The organism is Desulfitobacterium dehalogenans ATCC 51507 (assembly GCF_000243155.2).
In the GTDB taxonomy this organism is placed as follows: domain Bacteria; phylum Bacillota; class Desulfitobacteriia; order Desulfitobacteriales; family Desulfitobacteriaceae; genus Desulfitobacterium; species Desulfitobacterium dehalogenans.
Map to the genome: position 1 here is coordinate 2,699,155 of NC_018017.1, position 14,358 is coordinate 2,713,512.

Annotated in this window: 14 protein-coding genes; 3 read left to right on the forward strand and 11 right to left on the reverse strand. The window is 45.0% G+C overall.

The features are described from left to right. Positions 1 to 65: 65 nt before the first annotated feature. From DESDE_RS13030 to DESDE_RS13060, 8 genes are all read right to left on the reverse strand, one after another. A complete protein-coding gene (locus tag DESDE_RS13030) occupies positions 66 to 404 on the reverse strand; it encodes a HesB/IscA family protein (protein ID WP_014794478.1) in 339 nt (112 codons plus the stop codon). A gap of 241 nt (positions 405 to 645) precedes the next feature. Beyond that, on the reverse strand, positions 646 to 2,157 hold the full coding sequence (locus tag DESDE_RS13035; RefSeq protein WP_014794479.1) for an IMP dehydrogenase: 1,512 nt from the start codon (positions 2,155 to 2,157) through the stop codon (positions 646 to 648). An 87-nt stretch (positions 2,158 to 2,244) separates the two neighbouring features. Beyond that, a complete protein-coding gene (locus DESDE_RS13040; protein ID WP_014794480.1) occupies positions 2,245 to 2,676 on the reverse strand; it encodes a YaiI/YqxD family protein in 432 nt (143 codons plus the stop codon). Next, the gene (locus DESDE_RS13045; protein WP_014794481.1) at positions 2,673 to 3,266 is read right to left on the reverse strand and encodes an HD domain-containing protein; all 594 of its coding nucleotides are present in this window, start codon (positions 3,264 to 3,266) and stop codon (positions 2,673 to 2,675) included. Before DESDE_RS13045 ends, DESDE_RS13040 begins: the two co-directional genes overlap by 4 nt. A gap of 1 nt (position 3,267) precedes the next feature. Further along, positions 3,268 to 3,936 (reverse strand): 7-cyano-7-deazaguanine synthase QueC, encoded by a 669-nt coding sequence (gene queC / locus DESDE_RS13050; protein ID WP_014794482.1) that lies wholly within the window; start codon positions 3,934 to 3,936, stop codon positions 3,268 to 3,270. A 28-nt stretch (positions 3,937 to 3,964) separates the two neighbouring features. Then, positions 3,965 to 4,477: a VUT family protein gene (locus tag DESDE_RS13055; protein ID WP_014794483.1), complete on the reverse strand. Its 513-nt coding sequence runs from the start codon at positions 4,475 to 4,477 to the stop codon at positions 3,965 to 3,967. Positions 4,478 to 4,546: 69 nt separating this feature from the next. Further along, positions 4,547 to 4,699, reverse strand: coding sequence for a hypothetical protein (locus tag DESDE_RS22085; protein WP_014794484.1), 153 nt, complete (start codon positions 4,697 to 4,699; stop codon positions 4,547 to 4,549). A 34-nt stretch (positions 4,700 to 4,733) separates the two neighbouring features. Next, a complete protein-coding gene (locus tag DESDE_RS13060; RefSeq protein ID WP_014794485.1) occupies positions 4,734 to 6,695 on the reverse strand; it encodes an ABC-F family ATP-binding cassette domain-containing protein in 1,962 nt (653 codons plus the stop codon). Between the two features lie 239 nt (positions 6,696 to 6,934). Here DESDE_RS13060 and pepT point away from each other — a divergent pair, with 239 nt between their 5' ends. Beyond that, on the forward strand, positions 6,935 to 8,164 hold the full coding sequence (gene pepT / locus DESDE_RS13065; RefSeq protein WP_014794486.1) for a peptidase T: 1,230 nt from the start codon (positions 6,935 to 6,937) through the stop codon (positions 8,162 to 8,164). A gap of 91 nt (positions 8,165 to 8,255) precedes the next feature. On the opposite strand, the gene DESDE_RS13070 is transcribed toward pepT, so the two are convergent. Continuing rightward, on the reverse strand, positions 8,256 to 9,098 hold the full coding sequence (locus tag DESDE_RS13070; protein WP_242831251.1) for a hypothetical protein: 843 nt from the start codon (positions 9,096 to 9,098) through the stop codon (positions 8,256 to 8,258). Positions 9,099 to 9,307: 209 nt separating this feature from the next. Here DESDE_RS13070 and DESDE_RS23020 point away from each other — a divergent pair, with 209 nt between their 5' ends. Continuing rightward, the gene (locus tag DESDE_RS23020; protein ID WP_371200623.1) at positions 9,308 to 9,391 is read left to right on the forward strand and encodes a putative holin-like toxin; all 84 of its coding nucleotides are present in this window, start codon (positions 9,308 to 9,310) and stop codon (positions 9,389 to 9,391) included. A 298-nt stretch (positions 9,392 to 9,689) separates the two neighbouring features. Here the strand turns inward: DESDE_RS23020 and DESDE_RS13075 are convergent, their stop codons facing one another. Beyond that, positions 9,690 to 10,868, reverse strand: a complete 1,179-nt coding sequence (locus tag DESDE_RS13075; protein ID WP_014794488.1) for an MFS transporter — start codon at positions 10,866 to 10,868, stop codon at positions 9,690 to 9,692. Between the two features lie 160 nt (positions 10,869 to 11,028). Here DESDE_RS13075 and DESDE_RS13080 point away from each other — a divergent pair, with 160 nt between their 5' ends. Beyond that, positions 11,029 to 11,268: a TIGR03905 family TSCPD domain-containing protein gene (locus DESDE_RS13080; RefSeq protein ID WP_014794489.1), complete on the forward strand. Its 240-nt coding sequence runs from the start codon at positions 11,029 to 11,031 to the stop codon at positions 11,266 to 11,268. Positions 11,269 to 11,348: 80 nt separating this feature from the next. Here the strand turns inward: DESDE_RS13080 and DESDE_RS13085 are convergent, their stop codons facing one another. Next, positions 11,349 to 14,285, reverse strand: coding sequence for an FAD-binding and (Fe-S)-binding domain-containing protein (locus DESDE_RS13085; protein ID WP_014794490.1), 2,937 nt, complete (start codon positions 14,283 to 14,285; stop codon positions 11,349 to 11,351). Positions 14,286 to 14,358 lie beyond the last annotated feature (73 nt).

A 14,358-nucleotide genomic window follows, 5' to 3' on the forward strand; every position in this document is an offset into this window, starting at 1 on the left:
TTTTCAAGGCGATTAAACACAAAGAGAGCCCATAGAGAGCTCTCTTATTCATGTGGTTCAATTCCTTAGCAACTTCCGCCGCAGCCGCCACAACTGCTGCCGCAACCTTGTCCGCCAAAATCCTTCGCCAAACGGATCTCAAAACCACTGCTTTCTTCAGTTTCTATAAAATCGATAAAGGCATCTTCAAGATATTCGGAAAGGGAGCTGGCTGTAATAACGGATACTCCATGCTCTTCGTCCAGAACATCCATTTCTGTCTTAGCATCTTCCAAGGCCATCCCAAAACTTGGGCCACCACAACCAAATCCCGCCAGATAGAGACGAAGATAGCAATTCTCCTTATTCTGTGCTTTTTGCACTTCCTTAACTTTCTGGGCTGCAAGTTCTGAAATTTTAACCATTTTTCCAACTCCTTATTTTGACCTAGCGATCATTGTTATTTTAACACTGCAAGCTGTGTACTCGTAGGTCCTGATTAGTTATCCTTTCCAACAAACTCCTTAAATCAGTTAATGTCATCTCTTATGTTTCAGGATAATTATAACATTTCTAAGCAGTAAGGGAAAGGTTGCTTTTCGAATGTGCAAGAAAAACGAACTTCAGATGAGATCCATCTGAAGTATCGTTGCCGGAGCGATTACCTTATTTCATATAATCCACCATATTATTATCCTTGAGAACCACATCGTGTGAACCGCCTTCTACAATGCTGGTTGCCGAAACCAGAGTAATTCTCGCTTTCTCTTGTAAATCAGGAATGGACAGAACACCGCAGTTGCACATGGTAGAGCGAACTTTATTTAAGGAGAGGGTCACGTTGTCCTTTAAACTTCCGGCATAAGGGACATAAGAATCGACACCTTCCTCAAAAGAAAGCTTTTTGTCTCCGCCCATGTCATAACGCTCCCAGTTTCTTGCCCGGTTAGAGCCTTCACCCCAGTATTCTTTCATATAGTTACCATTGACGTTGACCTTATTGGTAGGGCTTTCATCAAAGCGAGCAAAATATCGTCCCAACATAATGAAGTCTGAACCCATGGCCAGAGCCAAAGTCATATGATAGTCATGGACAATCCCACCGTCGGAGCAGATCGGGACATAGATTCCTGTCTCTTCAAAATACTCATCCCGAGCTTTGGCCACTTCAATTACGGCTGTGGCCTGTCCGCGACCAATTCCCTTTTGCTCCCGAGTAATACAAATAGAACCGCCGCCAATTCCTACTTTAACAAAATCAGCCCCAGCTTTGGCCAGGAATAGGAAGCCCTCCCGATCCACCACATTACCGGCACCCACTTTAACCTTATCACCGTAATGCTCACGGATCCAGTCTATGGTTATCTTCTGCCATTCTGTAAAACCTTCCGAGGAATCAATACACAAAACATCTGCTCCCGCATTGACCAAAGCGGGGATGCGCTCTGCATAATCCCGAGTATTGATACCGGCTCCTACCACATAACGTTTGGAAGTATCCAGAAGCTCATTCTCATTTTCTTTGTTGGAGTCATAGTCCTTGCGGAAAACCATGGTTTTCAAACGCTGGTCTTTATCGATGAGAGGCAAAGAGTTTAATTTATGCTCCCAGATAATATCATTGGCTTCCTTAAGTGTGGTCTTTTCGTCAGCGCAAATAAGGTCCTCGAATTTAGTCATAAATTCCGCGACTTTGGTATCGGTGGACATCCGGCTCACCCGATAATCACGGCTGGTTACAAGACCGGCTAATTTTCCATTCGCTGTGCCGTCATCGGTGACAGCAACCGTTGAATGGCCTGTTTTCTCTTTTAAAGCCAAAATATCTGCCAAAGTATCCTCCGGCTTCACATTGGAATCGCTAATGACAAAGCCTGCCTTATGGTTTTTTACTTTGGCTACCATTTGGGCTTGGTTTTCTATAGTCTGGGAGCCATAAATAAAGGAGATTCCTCCCTCTTTGGCCAAGGCGATAGCCATTTTATCATCGGAGACGGATTGCATGATGGCCGAGACAAGGGGAATATTCATCATAATAGAGGATTGTTCCCCTTTTTTGAACTTAACCACCGGTGTTTTCAAACTTACATTAGTAGGTATACAATCGGTAGAGGAATATCCTGGGACCAAGAGGTATTCTCCAAAAGTCCGTGAAGGTTCGTCAAAAAATAATGCCATTTCTATCACTCCTGATTTAAAAACTTTTATCTTTTATCTTATCATTATCACCCGGATAAAAACAAGTATTCTTTTCAAGAAATATAATTATTTCCGTAAGAATCTAAGCAGCGTCTCTTCAAAAACTTGGTCTTCAACCGGGCTTCGTTTGGCGGGACCTTTGGTTCTTCCTCCCGATCGGCGGTATTTAGCCTTCAGCTCCCTTTCCTCCAATAAATTAGCTATTAATTCAGGACGATATTCCTTACCGGCTGGACTAAGGGCTCTCCCCCCTTTGCCCAATACCATGGCTGCCAGGCCAATATCCTGAGTCACGATAATATCCCCTGCTTCACACAGGTTCATCACTTTAATATCCGTTTCCTGGGGAGAGTTCCCGACGATAATATGATGATCCGAGGCAATCTCATGGTTAAAGCTGGCCACTGTCCACACGGGGATACCGTATTGACGGCCAATTTCAAGACAGATCTGAAGAACAGCTTTGGGGCAGGCATCACCATCAATAAGAATCTTCATGGTTTGAGCATTCCTCTTTCAATGGATCTCTGAATTAATCTTTCGATATATTCATAGAGCTGAGGAACTTTTTCCTTGGCTATCTCAGTGCGCTTTAATACCTTTTCACTGGTGACTCCAGGTCTTTGCCAAGTTTGGCCCTCTGTATTGTAATTGAGCAGTAAGGGCTGAAAACGGTCCAAAGTCGCTGCAAAAGCCGCTTCCTTGGTCTCCATCTCTTCAAATTCCTCCCAGAGGCTCATCATCTTTTGGGCTTGATCCTCGGGCAGCATATTAAACAGGCGGTCTGCAGCTTCCTGTTCCCGCTCCGCCTTATCTTCATACCCTTTCTCATCATAACAATAAGTATCTCCGGCATAAATCTCTACCAAGTCATGGATCAATACCATGCTGATCACTTTGGCTATATCTATGGTTTGATCCTCGGCGTATTCGGAAAGAATCATAGCCATCACCGCTAAATGCCAGGAATGTTCTGCGTCATTCTCATAGCGCCTGCTGCTGATCGTAATACTCTGACGGGTGATATCCTTTAACGCATCGATGGCTACTATGAAATCAATCTGTTTTTCCATTCTTTCACTGATCAATTCAATCCATCTCCTTATAGCTTATGGGATCCTTGATACCGGCTTCGGCAAATCCCTTGAGTCTCAGGGCGCAGCTGTCACAGGTTCCACAGGCCTTTTCTCCACCGCGGTAACAACTTGTGGTACTATGCAAGGGAGCATCATTCTCTACGGCTAATTGGATGGTTTCAGCTTTGGAAAGATACATCAGCGGCGCTTTGATTGCAATGGTTTGACCGCTCACTCCCGCTTTCGTTCCAACATCCACAACCTTCTGGAAAGCCTGCAAAAACTCCGGACGGCAATCCGGATAGCCGCTGTAATCCACGGAGCTGATACCGATAAAGATGGCCTCTGCTCCTATAACCTCTCCATAACCTAAGGCATAGCTTAAGAAAAGAATATTGCGGGCTGGAACGTAGGTCACGGGTATTTCTCCATCTTCTGCGTAATCCGGAACTTGAATGGCGGAATCTGTTAAAGCACTTCCTCCCACACTATCAATCTTAATGATTCGATGCTCTTTGACCTTATAGTATTGGGCTACAGCTTTTGCCGCATCCAGTTCACGTTGATGCCTTTGTCCATAATCAAAGGATAATGGATACAACTCATATCCGGCCTTATAGGCAACACTCATGCAGGTCGTGCTGTCCAGGCCCCCTGAGAGCAATACTACAGCTTTTTTCATAGACTAGCTCCTTATCTTCTTTTCAAAATCAAGTGGGCTTTAAACTATCATTCAGTTTTGATCTGTCCTTTCGGAAAAGAATCAGGGACCAGAGATAACCACCGAAAACCTTGGCAAAGAATTGTCCAAAGACAGCGTAGGGAATAAAAGCCCCAAAGGCCAAAGTCGGAAAAGCAATAGAATCTACCGCAGCGGAGGCAATATTAGAACTGTTGACCTTGACAAAACGGGGATGTTTCCTTAAAGCCTGATAAACGGCAGTATCCGTAATTCCGGTAAGCAAAAAGGCGATAAAAGAAGCTATAGCGATTGGCCCGGCATTGCGATTGATAAACCAGGACAATAAAGCGCCCGTTCCTACAAGCAAGAACATCTTCGGCCATAAATGTTTGCGGCTCCATTGCTCATGAAGTTTATCCCGGGCCACCAAGTCAAAAGCAATGAGTAAAAATGCATTAATCGGTGTTGAAATAGGTCCAAAATAAGTTACCGATAAATTAGCTGCGACATTGGCTGCCAAATAGGCTAATACAATGAGCATGATTCCCACTCCCCCGTTTCCTATCAAATTATTATAAACCCTCTGTCAATCCATGAGCAATATGAAGGGCTATTTATCAAAAAGCCCTCCTTTTTTATAACTTTTAATACCGCCACGAGCTTGGCCCAGCTTAGCTGCTGCCTTATTCGGCCCACCTTGTTGAGCACTTTTTTTCTTCTTCTCTTCAATTAATTTTTTCATTAACTCTATATTCTTATCCATTTAAGATATACCTCCGTTTTTTTACTTATTACTCTTAGCGGGATTTACGACCTGCGATCTCTTCAGCCAGCTCACTGAGGTAGGTCCAGCGCTCCAAAGATTCTTCCAGCGCCCTCTCTAAATCTTCCTTTGTTTTCATCAGCTCGTTCAATTTTCCGTAATTACTTCCCGCTTCCACCATATCCTGGTTCACTCGTTCCAATTGCCCCTCAAGGTCGGCAATCCTGTCTTCTATCTGTTCATACTCCCTTTGCTCTTTATAACTCATTTTCAGCGGACGTTCTTTTGGCTTTGCCTGATCCCCGGTATTCCCAGCCTCCTCTGGCTTCGAGGTTTGGCTATGGACCTTCTGCCCTTTGGCGAGAGTATCTTTTGCGAACTGATCCTCCAGAATCCGTCGATCCAATTGTTCCCGGTAATCCGTATAATTCCCTATGGTGGAATGTATTCTCCCTTGACCCTCAAAGGCCAGGATCTGATCCACCACCCTATCCAGGAAAAAGCGATCATGGGATACTGTGATCACGACTCCGGGGAAATTTTCCAGATAGTCTTCAAGAATACTAAGGGTATGAATATCCAGGTCATTGGTCGGCTCATCCAGCAAAAGGACATTAGGGGAGTCCATCAGAACCTGAAGCAGATAAAGCCGTCGTTTCTCTCCTCCGGAGAGTTTTTCAACAGGAGTCCATTGCTGTGCAGGAGTGAAAAGAAAGCGTTCCAGCATTTGGGATGCTGTCAGGACCCCTCCATCAGAAGTTGGAATCACTTCCGCCACGGATTTGATGACATCGATAACCTTGGTCTGAGGTTCGAACTCCCGGTATTCTTGAGCAAAGTACCCTAGCTTGACTGTGGGTCCCCATTCAATCTCCCCTTCATCGGCTTGAATCAGCCCGGCCAAAATATTTAATAGAGTGGATTTGCCGCTGCCGTTGGGGCCAATGATTCCGATTCGGTCAAACTTAGCCAGGATGATGCTGAAATCATCGATGACCATCCCCCGACCAGGGTATGATTTACACAGATGAGAACACTGGATGACCTTTTTCCCTAACCGGGCTGCCCCTGCCGAGACTTCAACCTTCCCGGTCTTTTCCTCAGGCTTATCGGCTTGAAGCTGCTCGAATCGATCAATTCGTGCTTTTTGCTTTGTGGTGCGGGCTTGAGCACCCCGTCGAATCCAGGCCAATTCATTGCGCAGAATATTTTGCCGCTTTCTTTCTGAAGCCTCTTCCTGCTCATCCCGCTCCGCTTTCAATTCTAAGAAACGGCTGTAATTACCCGGATAGGAATATAGTTTTCCCCGATCCAGTTCAAAAATCCGATTCGCCACCCGATCGAGGAAATAGCGATCATGAGTGACCATCAAAAGAGCACCCTTAAGTTTATTCAAATAGTTTTCCAACCAATCCACCATTTCATTGTCGATATGATTGGTAGGTTCATCAAGGATCAATACATTCGAAGGTTGAATCAGGGCGCCGGCCAAAGCCACCCGTTTACGCTGTCCCCCGGACAGGGTCCCTACGGGAATATCAAACTGATTTATCCCCAGCTTGGTGAGAACTGCTTTAGCCTCGCTCTCAATCTGCCAGGCATTGTGGCTGTCCATCTTCTGCCCCAATTGGAGGAGGGCATTTTGATAACTTTCCTTGCTGGGCTCTTGATTCAGCCGCTCCAAGGCCATTTCATAATCCCTAAGCAGCTTCATCAGGGGGGAATTCCCTTTAAAGACCTGCTGCAATACCGTAGCCTCTTGATCAAAATCAGGCTCCTGAGGAAGATATTCCAGCTGCAACTCATTATTGGTTATGATCTGTCCTTGATCTGGTTGCTCCAAGCCGGCCAGAATCTTTAACAAGGTGGACTTCCCTGTTCCATTGACTCCGATAATGCCAATTTTCTGACCTTCCTCTATTCCTAAGGAAATATCCTTGAATAAAGGCTTAATTCCATAACTTTTCGTTAGAGATTCAGCAGTTAACAGATTCATTTTGATTCCCCTTATATCTCCATTAATATAAATAAAGCAACAGGTAAAGTCCATGTTTTATGCACACTAACCTTAAGTATATCATTTCTATGAGCTTCAGTGAACTGCAAATCAAAAAGCTGGAATTCACAGTTTGCTTGCCGTCCTAAAATAATTTATAGTTAAAGATAGAACCATTAACCCAAAGACTAACCACTCTTATATTTGATGTTCCTATCAACGAATGAGGAGGCTTAATTATGTCCAGTGTCATCGACCGCTTTCTAAGGTATGTCGTAATCGACACCCAATCCAATGAAGAATCGCAAACCACCCCCAGCACCGATAAACAGCTGAACCTGGCTCGGCTTCTTGAACAAGAACTTAAAGAACTTGGTTTGCAGAATGTCCGCATCCAAGAGGGCAATGTTTACGGAACTTTACCTGCTAATTCAGCAAAGACTATCCCCGCCATTGGCTTTATCGCCCATATGGATACCAGTCCTGATTTTTCTGGAGAGCATGTCAAGCCCCAGCGTATTGAAAATTATGATGGCAAGGACATTCTTCTTAACCCGGAGCAAAATCTGGTCCTCTCCCCTGCAGACTTCCCGGAATTGCTGGATTACATAGGCAAAACCCTGATCACTACCGATGGAACCACCCTCTTAGGAGCGGATGATAAAGCAGGAATCGCCGAGATCATGGCTGCACTTGAATACCTGACCAAGCACCCGGAAATCGAGCATGGGAAAGTCTGTGTGGCCTTTACTCCCGACGAGGAGGTAGGCCGGGGCGCCGATCAATTTGATGTGGCCGGCTTTGGAGCGGATTTTGCTTATACCGTGGACGGCGGGGCCCTTGGAGAACTGGAGTACGAAAACTTTAATGCTGCCAAGGCTATCGTCAAAGTAAAAGGAAGAAATGTTCATCCCGGCACTGCGAAGAATAAAATGATCAACGCCATCCTTTTAGCCAACGACTATATCGCCAAGCTCCCACCCCAAGAAACACCGGCAACCACAGAAGGTTATGAAGGCTTTTATCATCTCCATGATATCCAAGGGGATGTGGAAGAAACCACCCTTTACTATATTATCCGGGATTTTTATGAAGACTCTTTTGCCAAACGTAAGGAAACCATGCTGAATGTAGCCGAGGAGCTTAACCAAAAAAACGGACTCGGGCTGTTCACCGTCGAGATTACAGACCAATATCAGAATATGAAAGAAAAAATTCACCCGGTGATACATATTGTAGAGAAAGCTCAGGCTGCCATGGAAGCCGTGGGAGTTAAGCCTCTCATCAATCCCATACGCGGGGGGACCGACGGAGCACGCTTATCCTTTATGGGTTTGCCCACCCCCAATCTATTCACCGGCGGACATAATTACCATGGCCGCTATGAATTCATTCCCACCTTCGCCATGGAAAAATCTGTGGAGGTCATCCTCAAAATTATTGAGCTCTATGCTGAAGATCGTTCCTAGTTGAAAAAACCGCGTGCAATCTTTTTGATCTCACGCGGTTTCTCTTTTATCTCAGTGGTATTAAAATCCTAAAACTGTTTAAAAACACTGCTTATATTTGCGGAAATAGGAGCTCGACAATATGAATAAATTCTTCCAATTTACTGCAATCATTAACTAAATATACCGGAAGCCCTATAAAGCGAAAGGGTAGATTTTTATGGATAAATTCATAAAGAGAGGGGGTGTTTTTAGAGGGCATACCCGCTGAAGCCTCTTTTCTATTCTCTCTCCCCAGGGCCTTAAGCTGTTCCTCCAGGATAGAGTAGAGTTCACGATAGTGCTTGGTATTTAGATTATGAGCCTGAATATATCCTTCTCTTTGCCGTGCATACAAGGATTGAATATAGTCCTTCTGCCTGACAGTCCAGTGCGGATGAACCGTTAAGACAAAGGCATTGGCCAAAGTTTCTTCCAGACATTCTTGGGTGCCCCAGGTTTGACTATAGATCTTCTTTTTATAAGCCGGGTAAAGACCATCGCTATCCTTTCCCACATCATCCAGGAGAATACAGTAGCGCTCAATGAGATAATGAAAGGACACATGGGTCAAAACGGAATCCAGAGCCAGGGTATGAGCCTCTCTCAATGTCATAGAGGTCTGTCTGAGAATACTTAAAAGATACATTCCGAACATTTCTGCATAGAGATACAGACCAAAGTCTTCCGAATTAAAATGATAAGGCCGGTAGGTCCCCACCATATCAAAATTCTCACAGCGCCTTTCATTGAAGTGCAGCTCATACTCACATAAATTCAATTTAAGTTGATTGAAGGATTTTGAATTACAGGTTATGGCTTTCCCTTTGGTCAGATATAAGTCCAAGCCCTGCATGATAGGGTATACCTCTTCCCTTACATACTCCCCACGGTTCCACCTCTTTTCTATGGGCAATTCCTGTTGCCAGCTTGTTTCCCTAAATCCATATGACTGACTCTCCCCTTTTAGCACCAGTGATTAAGAAGTATATTAAAGTTGCCATGGCATCACCTTTCGGACATAAGAAAAAGCACCCCCATTGAGAGTGCTTGTATGCTATAATTGATTTTGTAACAGAAAAGGCTTGCAGAGCGGTCGGCATTCCTCCGAAGGGAGGTGATGCCATGGAAGTATATGAGGCTTTAACACTAATGATCTCTTTTGGAGCATTAGTTGCTTTTTTGCTTACCTCCGATAAACGGAAATAGACCGCCTCTGCTCAAGGATGACGGTCTATTTCCCGATTTCTAAAGCCGACCGCACTTCAAGCGGCTGTTACTAGGAGTTATGTTAGCGCATGACTCCTATTTGATTTTAGTATACCACATATTGATCGAAAACATCACTATTGGATGCTATTTTTCATCACTCGGTGGTGCGGCCTAAAAATGTCTTGATCGGTAATTTCTTCCCTTTTCTCTTTTTCCACAAGCTCTAAAAATTCTTTAGACGGAAGGGGCTGTTGCAGTAAGACAGCCCCTAATTAACGATTTCAATGTGCTATTCTTATGATGAAGATTCGGCCTCATCTGCTTTTCGATCCTGAATTTTCGAACCAAAGAGGATTAGACATAAGACCAGGGTTACCATGCCAATGATATAGGGTGTATTCATGGATAATCCATAGATTCCTCCCCCCACCAGAGGGCCAAGGATTCTGCCAAGGCTGCCAAAGGATTGAAATACCCCGAGAGAAGCCCCCTGCCTATTATGGCTGTTTTTGCTCACTAAACTGGAGCTGGTAGGTGTCATAAAGGAATTTCCGGTCATGAATACCACAGTTCCCAAGACCAGAAGGATAGCATTCGGAGCCCAGAGCATCCAGAGAAAGGCCAGAGCACAAAGAACTGCTCCAAACTTGGCAGGTTTGGCATCACCAAAGCGCTTGACCACTTTCCCAATTAGCATTCCCTGGACGATGACACCAACGATTCCAATAATCATAAAGACAAAGCCCATTTCTTTCGGGCCAAAGCCCACCCGCTCTGCAGCAAACAAGGTAAAGGTCGTTTCAAACATAGCCATAGTAAAGCTAAGGACAAAACTGAATACGAACAATGGAAATAAAGGATCCCGAATCACCCCAAAATTAAGACGCACTTTTTTCCTGGGTTCCCGGTTGGGTTCTTTGAGAGTTTCAGGGAGCAGCTTCCAGGCAAAGGGCAGAATAAGTAAAGCCAAAGTCCCCGCAAAGTAAAAGGGTAAGGTAAAACTATAATGACCCAGCGAACCGCCTAAGGCCGGCCCGAAAACCATCCCCAATCCCATAGCGGCTCCGAGCATCCCCATACTCTTGGAACGCTCCGCCCCTTCCGTGATATCCGCCATATAAGCCATAGCGGTGGGTAAAGTAGCTGAAGAGACCATTCCCGATAGGGCCCGGAAAGCGATGAGAAGAGGGAGATTTCCGGCCATTCCATAGAGAAAAAAGGTAATTCCGTAACCACTAAGTCCAATTAATAGAACAGGCCGCCTACCGATTCGATCCGACAACCTTCCCCAAAAAGGAGCAAAGAAGAACTGCATAATGGAATAAGCAGACATAAATAACCCAAGGGAGAAGGCCCCGCCCCCTAGTTCTCCAATCAAAAAAGGAAGGATGGGAATAACTACCCCAAAGCCCACCATAACCAAGAACTGGATGATAACTAAAATAACCATCGGTCGAATATACTGCTTTTGCATGAGGTACACTCCCATCATACTGCTGGTTCACTGCCGAGATCATAACTCTATTCCATTTTATTTCTGTTCAAATAGCCATTGAATTATTATAATAGATGTTGGTGTTTAAATCATCCTCTAAGAAGAAAAATCACAAAAATTTCAAGGAAAGGACATTATTATGAATACTTATAGAACCCAAGGTGTTTGCGCAAGTCATATTCATTTTGAAATAAAGGAAAATAAAGTATACAATGTAAAATTCGTCAATGGCTGTCCCGGCAATCTGCAGGCTTTAGCAGCCCTTGTTGAGGGAATGTCTGTAGACGACGTAGTAAAGCGTCTAAAAGGTATCCGCTGTGGTCATAAAACCACATCCTGTGCGGATCAGTTTGTAAAAGCCTTAGAGTCCGGCAAGTAAGAAAACCCCGCCCAGTCAACACATGTGACTATGCGGGGTTTTTCAATTCATCTGAGTCTATAGTCTCTGGTCCAGACTTTTTACTTTAGAGAACTGGAACAGCGGTCCACCAGATAGATCAAGGATTGGTAGCTTATGCCGCTGTGAGCGGATAAGCCAATCTCGCAAGTCCGGCTGTTGGAGTATCCTCCGGTACAGTTGTCCGGTATGGCTCTATTTAGCCCTGCTAAAGCGGAATCGTTTAACTCCGGGTAGGTAAACCCTTTATCTCCGGCAAAACCGCAGCAATGGACATCATCAGGGAAGATTACTTTTTCAGCACAAGCCTCGGCAACCGCTTTGAACTTTTCACTCAAACGCATTTTTACTGAGCTGCAGGTAACATGAACTGCAACAGTTTCCGGTACTTTCTTGATCTTTAAGCGATGGAATAAAAAGTCATGGGCAAATTCCACGGATTCATGAAGCTCTATACCTGATTTAAAGGCTCGCTTCATACGGTAAAGACAGGGGCTGGTATCACAAACGATAGGATATTGACCATTCTTGCTGGCTTGGAGAAGAACTTCTTCCAATTCCGCACTTTTTTCATCGGCAATATCGAAAAATCCTTTGCTCTCCCAGGGCATTCCACAGCAAAGCTTATCCAATCCCGGTGGAATAATCACTTCATAGCCCGCTTTAGCGAGAAGAGAGCACATCACTTCGTTAAGAGGTCTTTGATCCCTATCCTTACGAGCCGGCCCCATGGAGCGGCTGATGCAGCTGGGGAAATACACGACTTTCAGCGCTTCACCCTGCTGCGCCGAGGGAAGAGGCGGCCGAGGCTTAACCTTGCCCGTTCCTTTGCTGGGCATCCATTCATTCCATAAGGGAATCTTGCTTTGGGACACATCGCGAGCCGTTCTCGCCATACCTCCAAAAATCCGTGTACCTAAAAAGCCATGAACTCCATCCACAGCACCTAAGCCAAAGCGCATTATACCGGTTACTCCGTTCATATTCTTGGCCAGTGCCTTGGCTATCTTGCGGGTCGCCGGGGTAATAGCCTGAGAGCGTAAGTATTTGGTGTTATCCCCGGTATTGATGTTCAGCGGACATGATGTAGCACATAATCCATCCGTAGCACAGGTGGCATTGCCGGCATAATCATAATCTCTAAGAAAGCGATTTAAGCGTTCGGGCTCTATTCCGGTACGTTTCAAATGAGAGATCTCCCGCTGCAGGATAATACGCATCCGGGGCGTGGTGGTAAGATGCTTGGAAGGACAGATATCCTGACAGAATCCGCAATTGGTGCAGCGATCGATCGTTTCATGAGAGGCAGGCATGGCCTTTAAATTCTCAAGGTGGACATGTTTATTGTCATTAATAATTACACCAGGATTTAAGAGATTATTGGGGTCAAAGGCTGATTTGATGCGTTTCATGAGCTCATAAGCCTTGCTTCCCCACTCCAACTCCACAAAGGGGGCCATGTTGCGGCCTGTTCCATGCTCAGCTTTCAGAGAACCATTGTATTTCTTAACGACAAATTCATTGACCTCATTCATCAATCCCTCATAACGAGCGATCTCTTCATCGCTGTCAAACTTAGGGGTGAATATAAAATGCCAGTTGCCGTCTAAGGCGTGTCCATAGATAATGGCGTCGGTATAACCAAATTTGTTAAGACTGTTCCGCAGATCAGCAGTAGCTTCAGCTAAGCGCTCCAAAGGAAAGGCCACATCTTCAATAAGAACCGTTGTTCCCTGGGCACGCACACCCCCTACAGCGGGGAAAATGTCTTTACGAATTTTCCAGTAGGTTTCATATTCTGATTTTACTGCCGTAAAGCTGACCGGGAATATGGTGGGTATATCTTCCAATACAGCGGTAGCTTTTTTAATCCGCTCTTCCAGCTCCTCAGGGTTTGCTCCCCGGACCTCCACTAAGAGGGCTGTCGCCGTATCGGAGAGGGTCTTCAGATAATCCGGCATTCCGGGAGCATCTTCCACGGAGCGCAAGGAAGCTCTATCCATCATCTCAGCAGCGGCCACCAAATCCCGGTTGAGCTTCATGACTGCACGACAAGCATGATCCATATCCGGATAGATAATCAATGCAGAAGCTTTATGGTCATAGTCTATGACCGTTTTATATGTAATTTCAGAGATAAAACCTAAGGTCCCTTCCGAACCGATGAGAACATGCTTAATGATTTCAATAGGATCTTGGAAATCGACGAAAGCATTGATACTATACCCTGTGGTATTTTTTATCTTATATTTCTTCTTGATCATGGCCACAAGATCAGGATCAGCATTGATCTCATCACGTATCTCTTCGATCTGCCGAATAAGATCCCCTTTGCGTTCCATAAAGTAGTGTCGTGATGAGGAATCCCCTGTATCCAACACGGTTCCATCATCGAAGATGATCCGCATTTCGTCCACGGTTTTGTAGCTGTTATCTGATGTGCCACAGCACATACCGCTGGCATTATTGGCAGCAATTCCACCGATCATACAGTGATCAATGGAAGCAGGATCCGGGCCGATTTTACGTTTATAAGACCGGAGATAGCGATTGGCTTCCACGCCGAGAATACCGGGTTCTAAGCTGATCTTTTTTCCGTGGTCATGAATTTTATAGTGTCGCCAGGAACCTTGCAGAACCAAAAGAACAGAGTCGGTAAGCGCTTGTCCGGAAAGGCTGGTACCTGCCGTACGGAAGGTGACAGCTATTTTCATACGTTGAGATAAACGTAGAATCTCACCCATCTCTGCATCGTCAAGGACCCGAATCACTATTTTGGGAATGAGGCGATAAAAACTCGCATCAATTCCATAACCCAAAGTATAGAGAGGATCAATAAAAATCCGTTGATAAGGTACGAATTGAGATACCTCCCTGTAAAAATCTTGATATTCTTGAGGAAGCTCTTTCAGATCCTCTTCCTTCTGTTTCAGATTGCGGGGATCACTAGGGTTTACATAATAGTTTAAGGGGCGTGTCCCGCTTTTCCAATGGGTCATAACCTCACGTCCTTTCTTGCTGTTGTATTAGTGTTTACAGAATCTTTGCCAGAGATTCCAGTTTTGCTTAATT

Coding starts and splice junctions, on each gene's coding strand:
- DESDE_RS13030 (WP_014794478.1), bottom strand. CDS start 404: ATGGTTAAAATTTCAGAACTTGCAGCCCAGAAAGTTAAGGAAGTGCAA.
- pepT (WP_014794486.1), top strand. CDS start 6,935: ATGTCCAGTGTCATCGACCGCTTTCTAAGGTATGTCGTAATCGACACC.
- DESDE_RS13080 (WP_014794489.1), top strand. CDS start 11,029: ATGAATACTTATAGAACCCAAGGTGTTTGCGCAAGTCATATTCATTTT.
- DESDE_RS13085 (WP_014794490.1), bottom strand. CDS start 14,285: ATGACCCATTGGAAAAGCGGGACACGCCCCTTAAACTATTATGTAAAC.
- DESDE_RS13060 (WP_014794485.1), bottom strand. CDS start 6,695: ATGAATCTGTTAACTGCTGAATCTCTAACGAAAAGTTATGGAATTAAG.
- DESDE_RS22085 (WP_014794484.1), bottom strand. CDS start 4,699: ATGGATAAGAATATAGAGTTAATGAAAAAATTAATTGAAGAGAAGAAG.
- queC (WP_014794482.1), bottom strand. CDS start 3,936: ATGAAAAAAGCTGTAGTATTGCTCTCAGGGGGCCTGGACAGCACGACC.
- DESDE_RS13040 (WP_014794480.1), bottom strand. CDS start 2,676: ATGAAGATTCTTATTGATGGTGATGCCTGCCCCAAAGCTGTTCTTCAG.
- DESDE_RS23020 (WP_371200623.1), top strand. CDS start 9,308: ATGGAAGTATATGAGGCTTTAACACTAATGATCTCTTTTGGAGCATTA.
- DESDE_RS13055 (WP_014794483.1), bottom strand. CDS start 4,477: ATGCTCATTGTATTAGCCTATTTGGCAGCCAATGTCGCAGCTAATTTA.
- DESDE_RS13075 (WP_014794488.1), bottom strand. CDS start 10,868: ATGCAAAAGCAGTATATTCGACCGATGGTTATTTTAGTTATCATCCAG.
- DESDE_RS13035 (WP_014794479.1), bottom strand. CDS start 2,157: ATGGCATTATTTTTTGACGAACCTTCACGGACTTTTGGAGAATACCTC.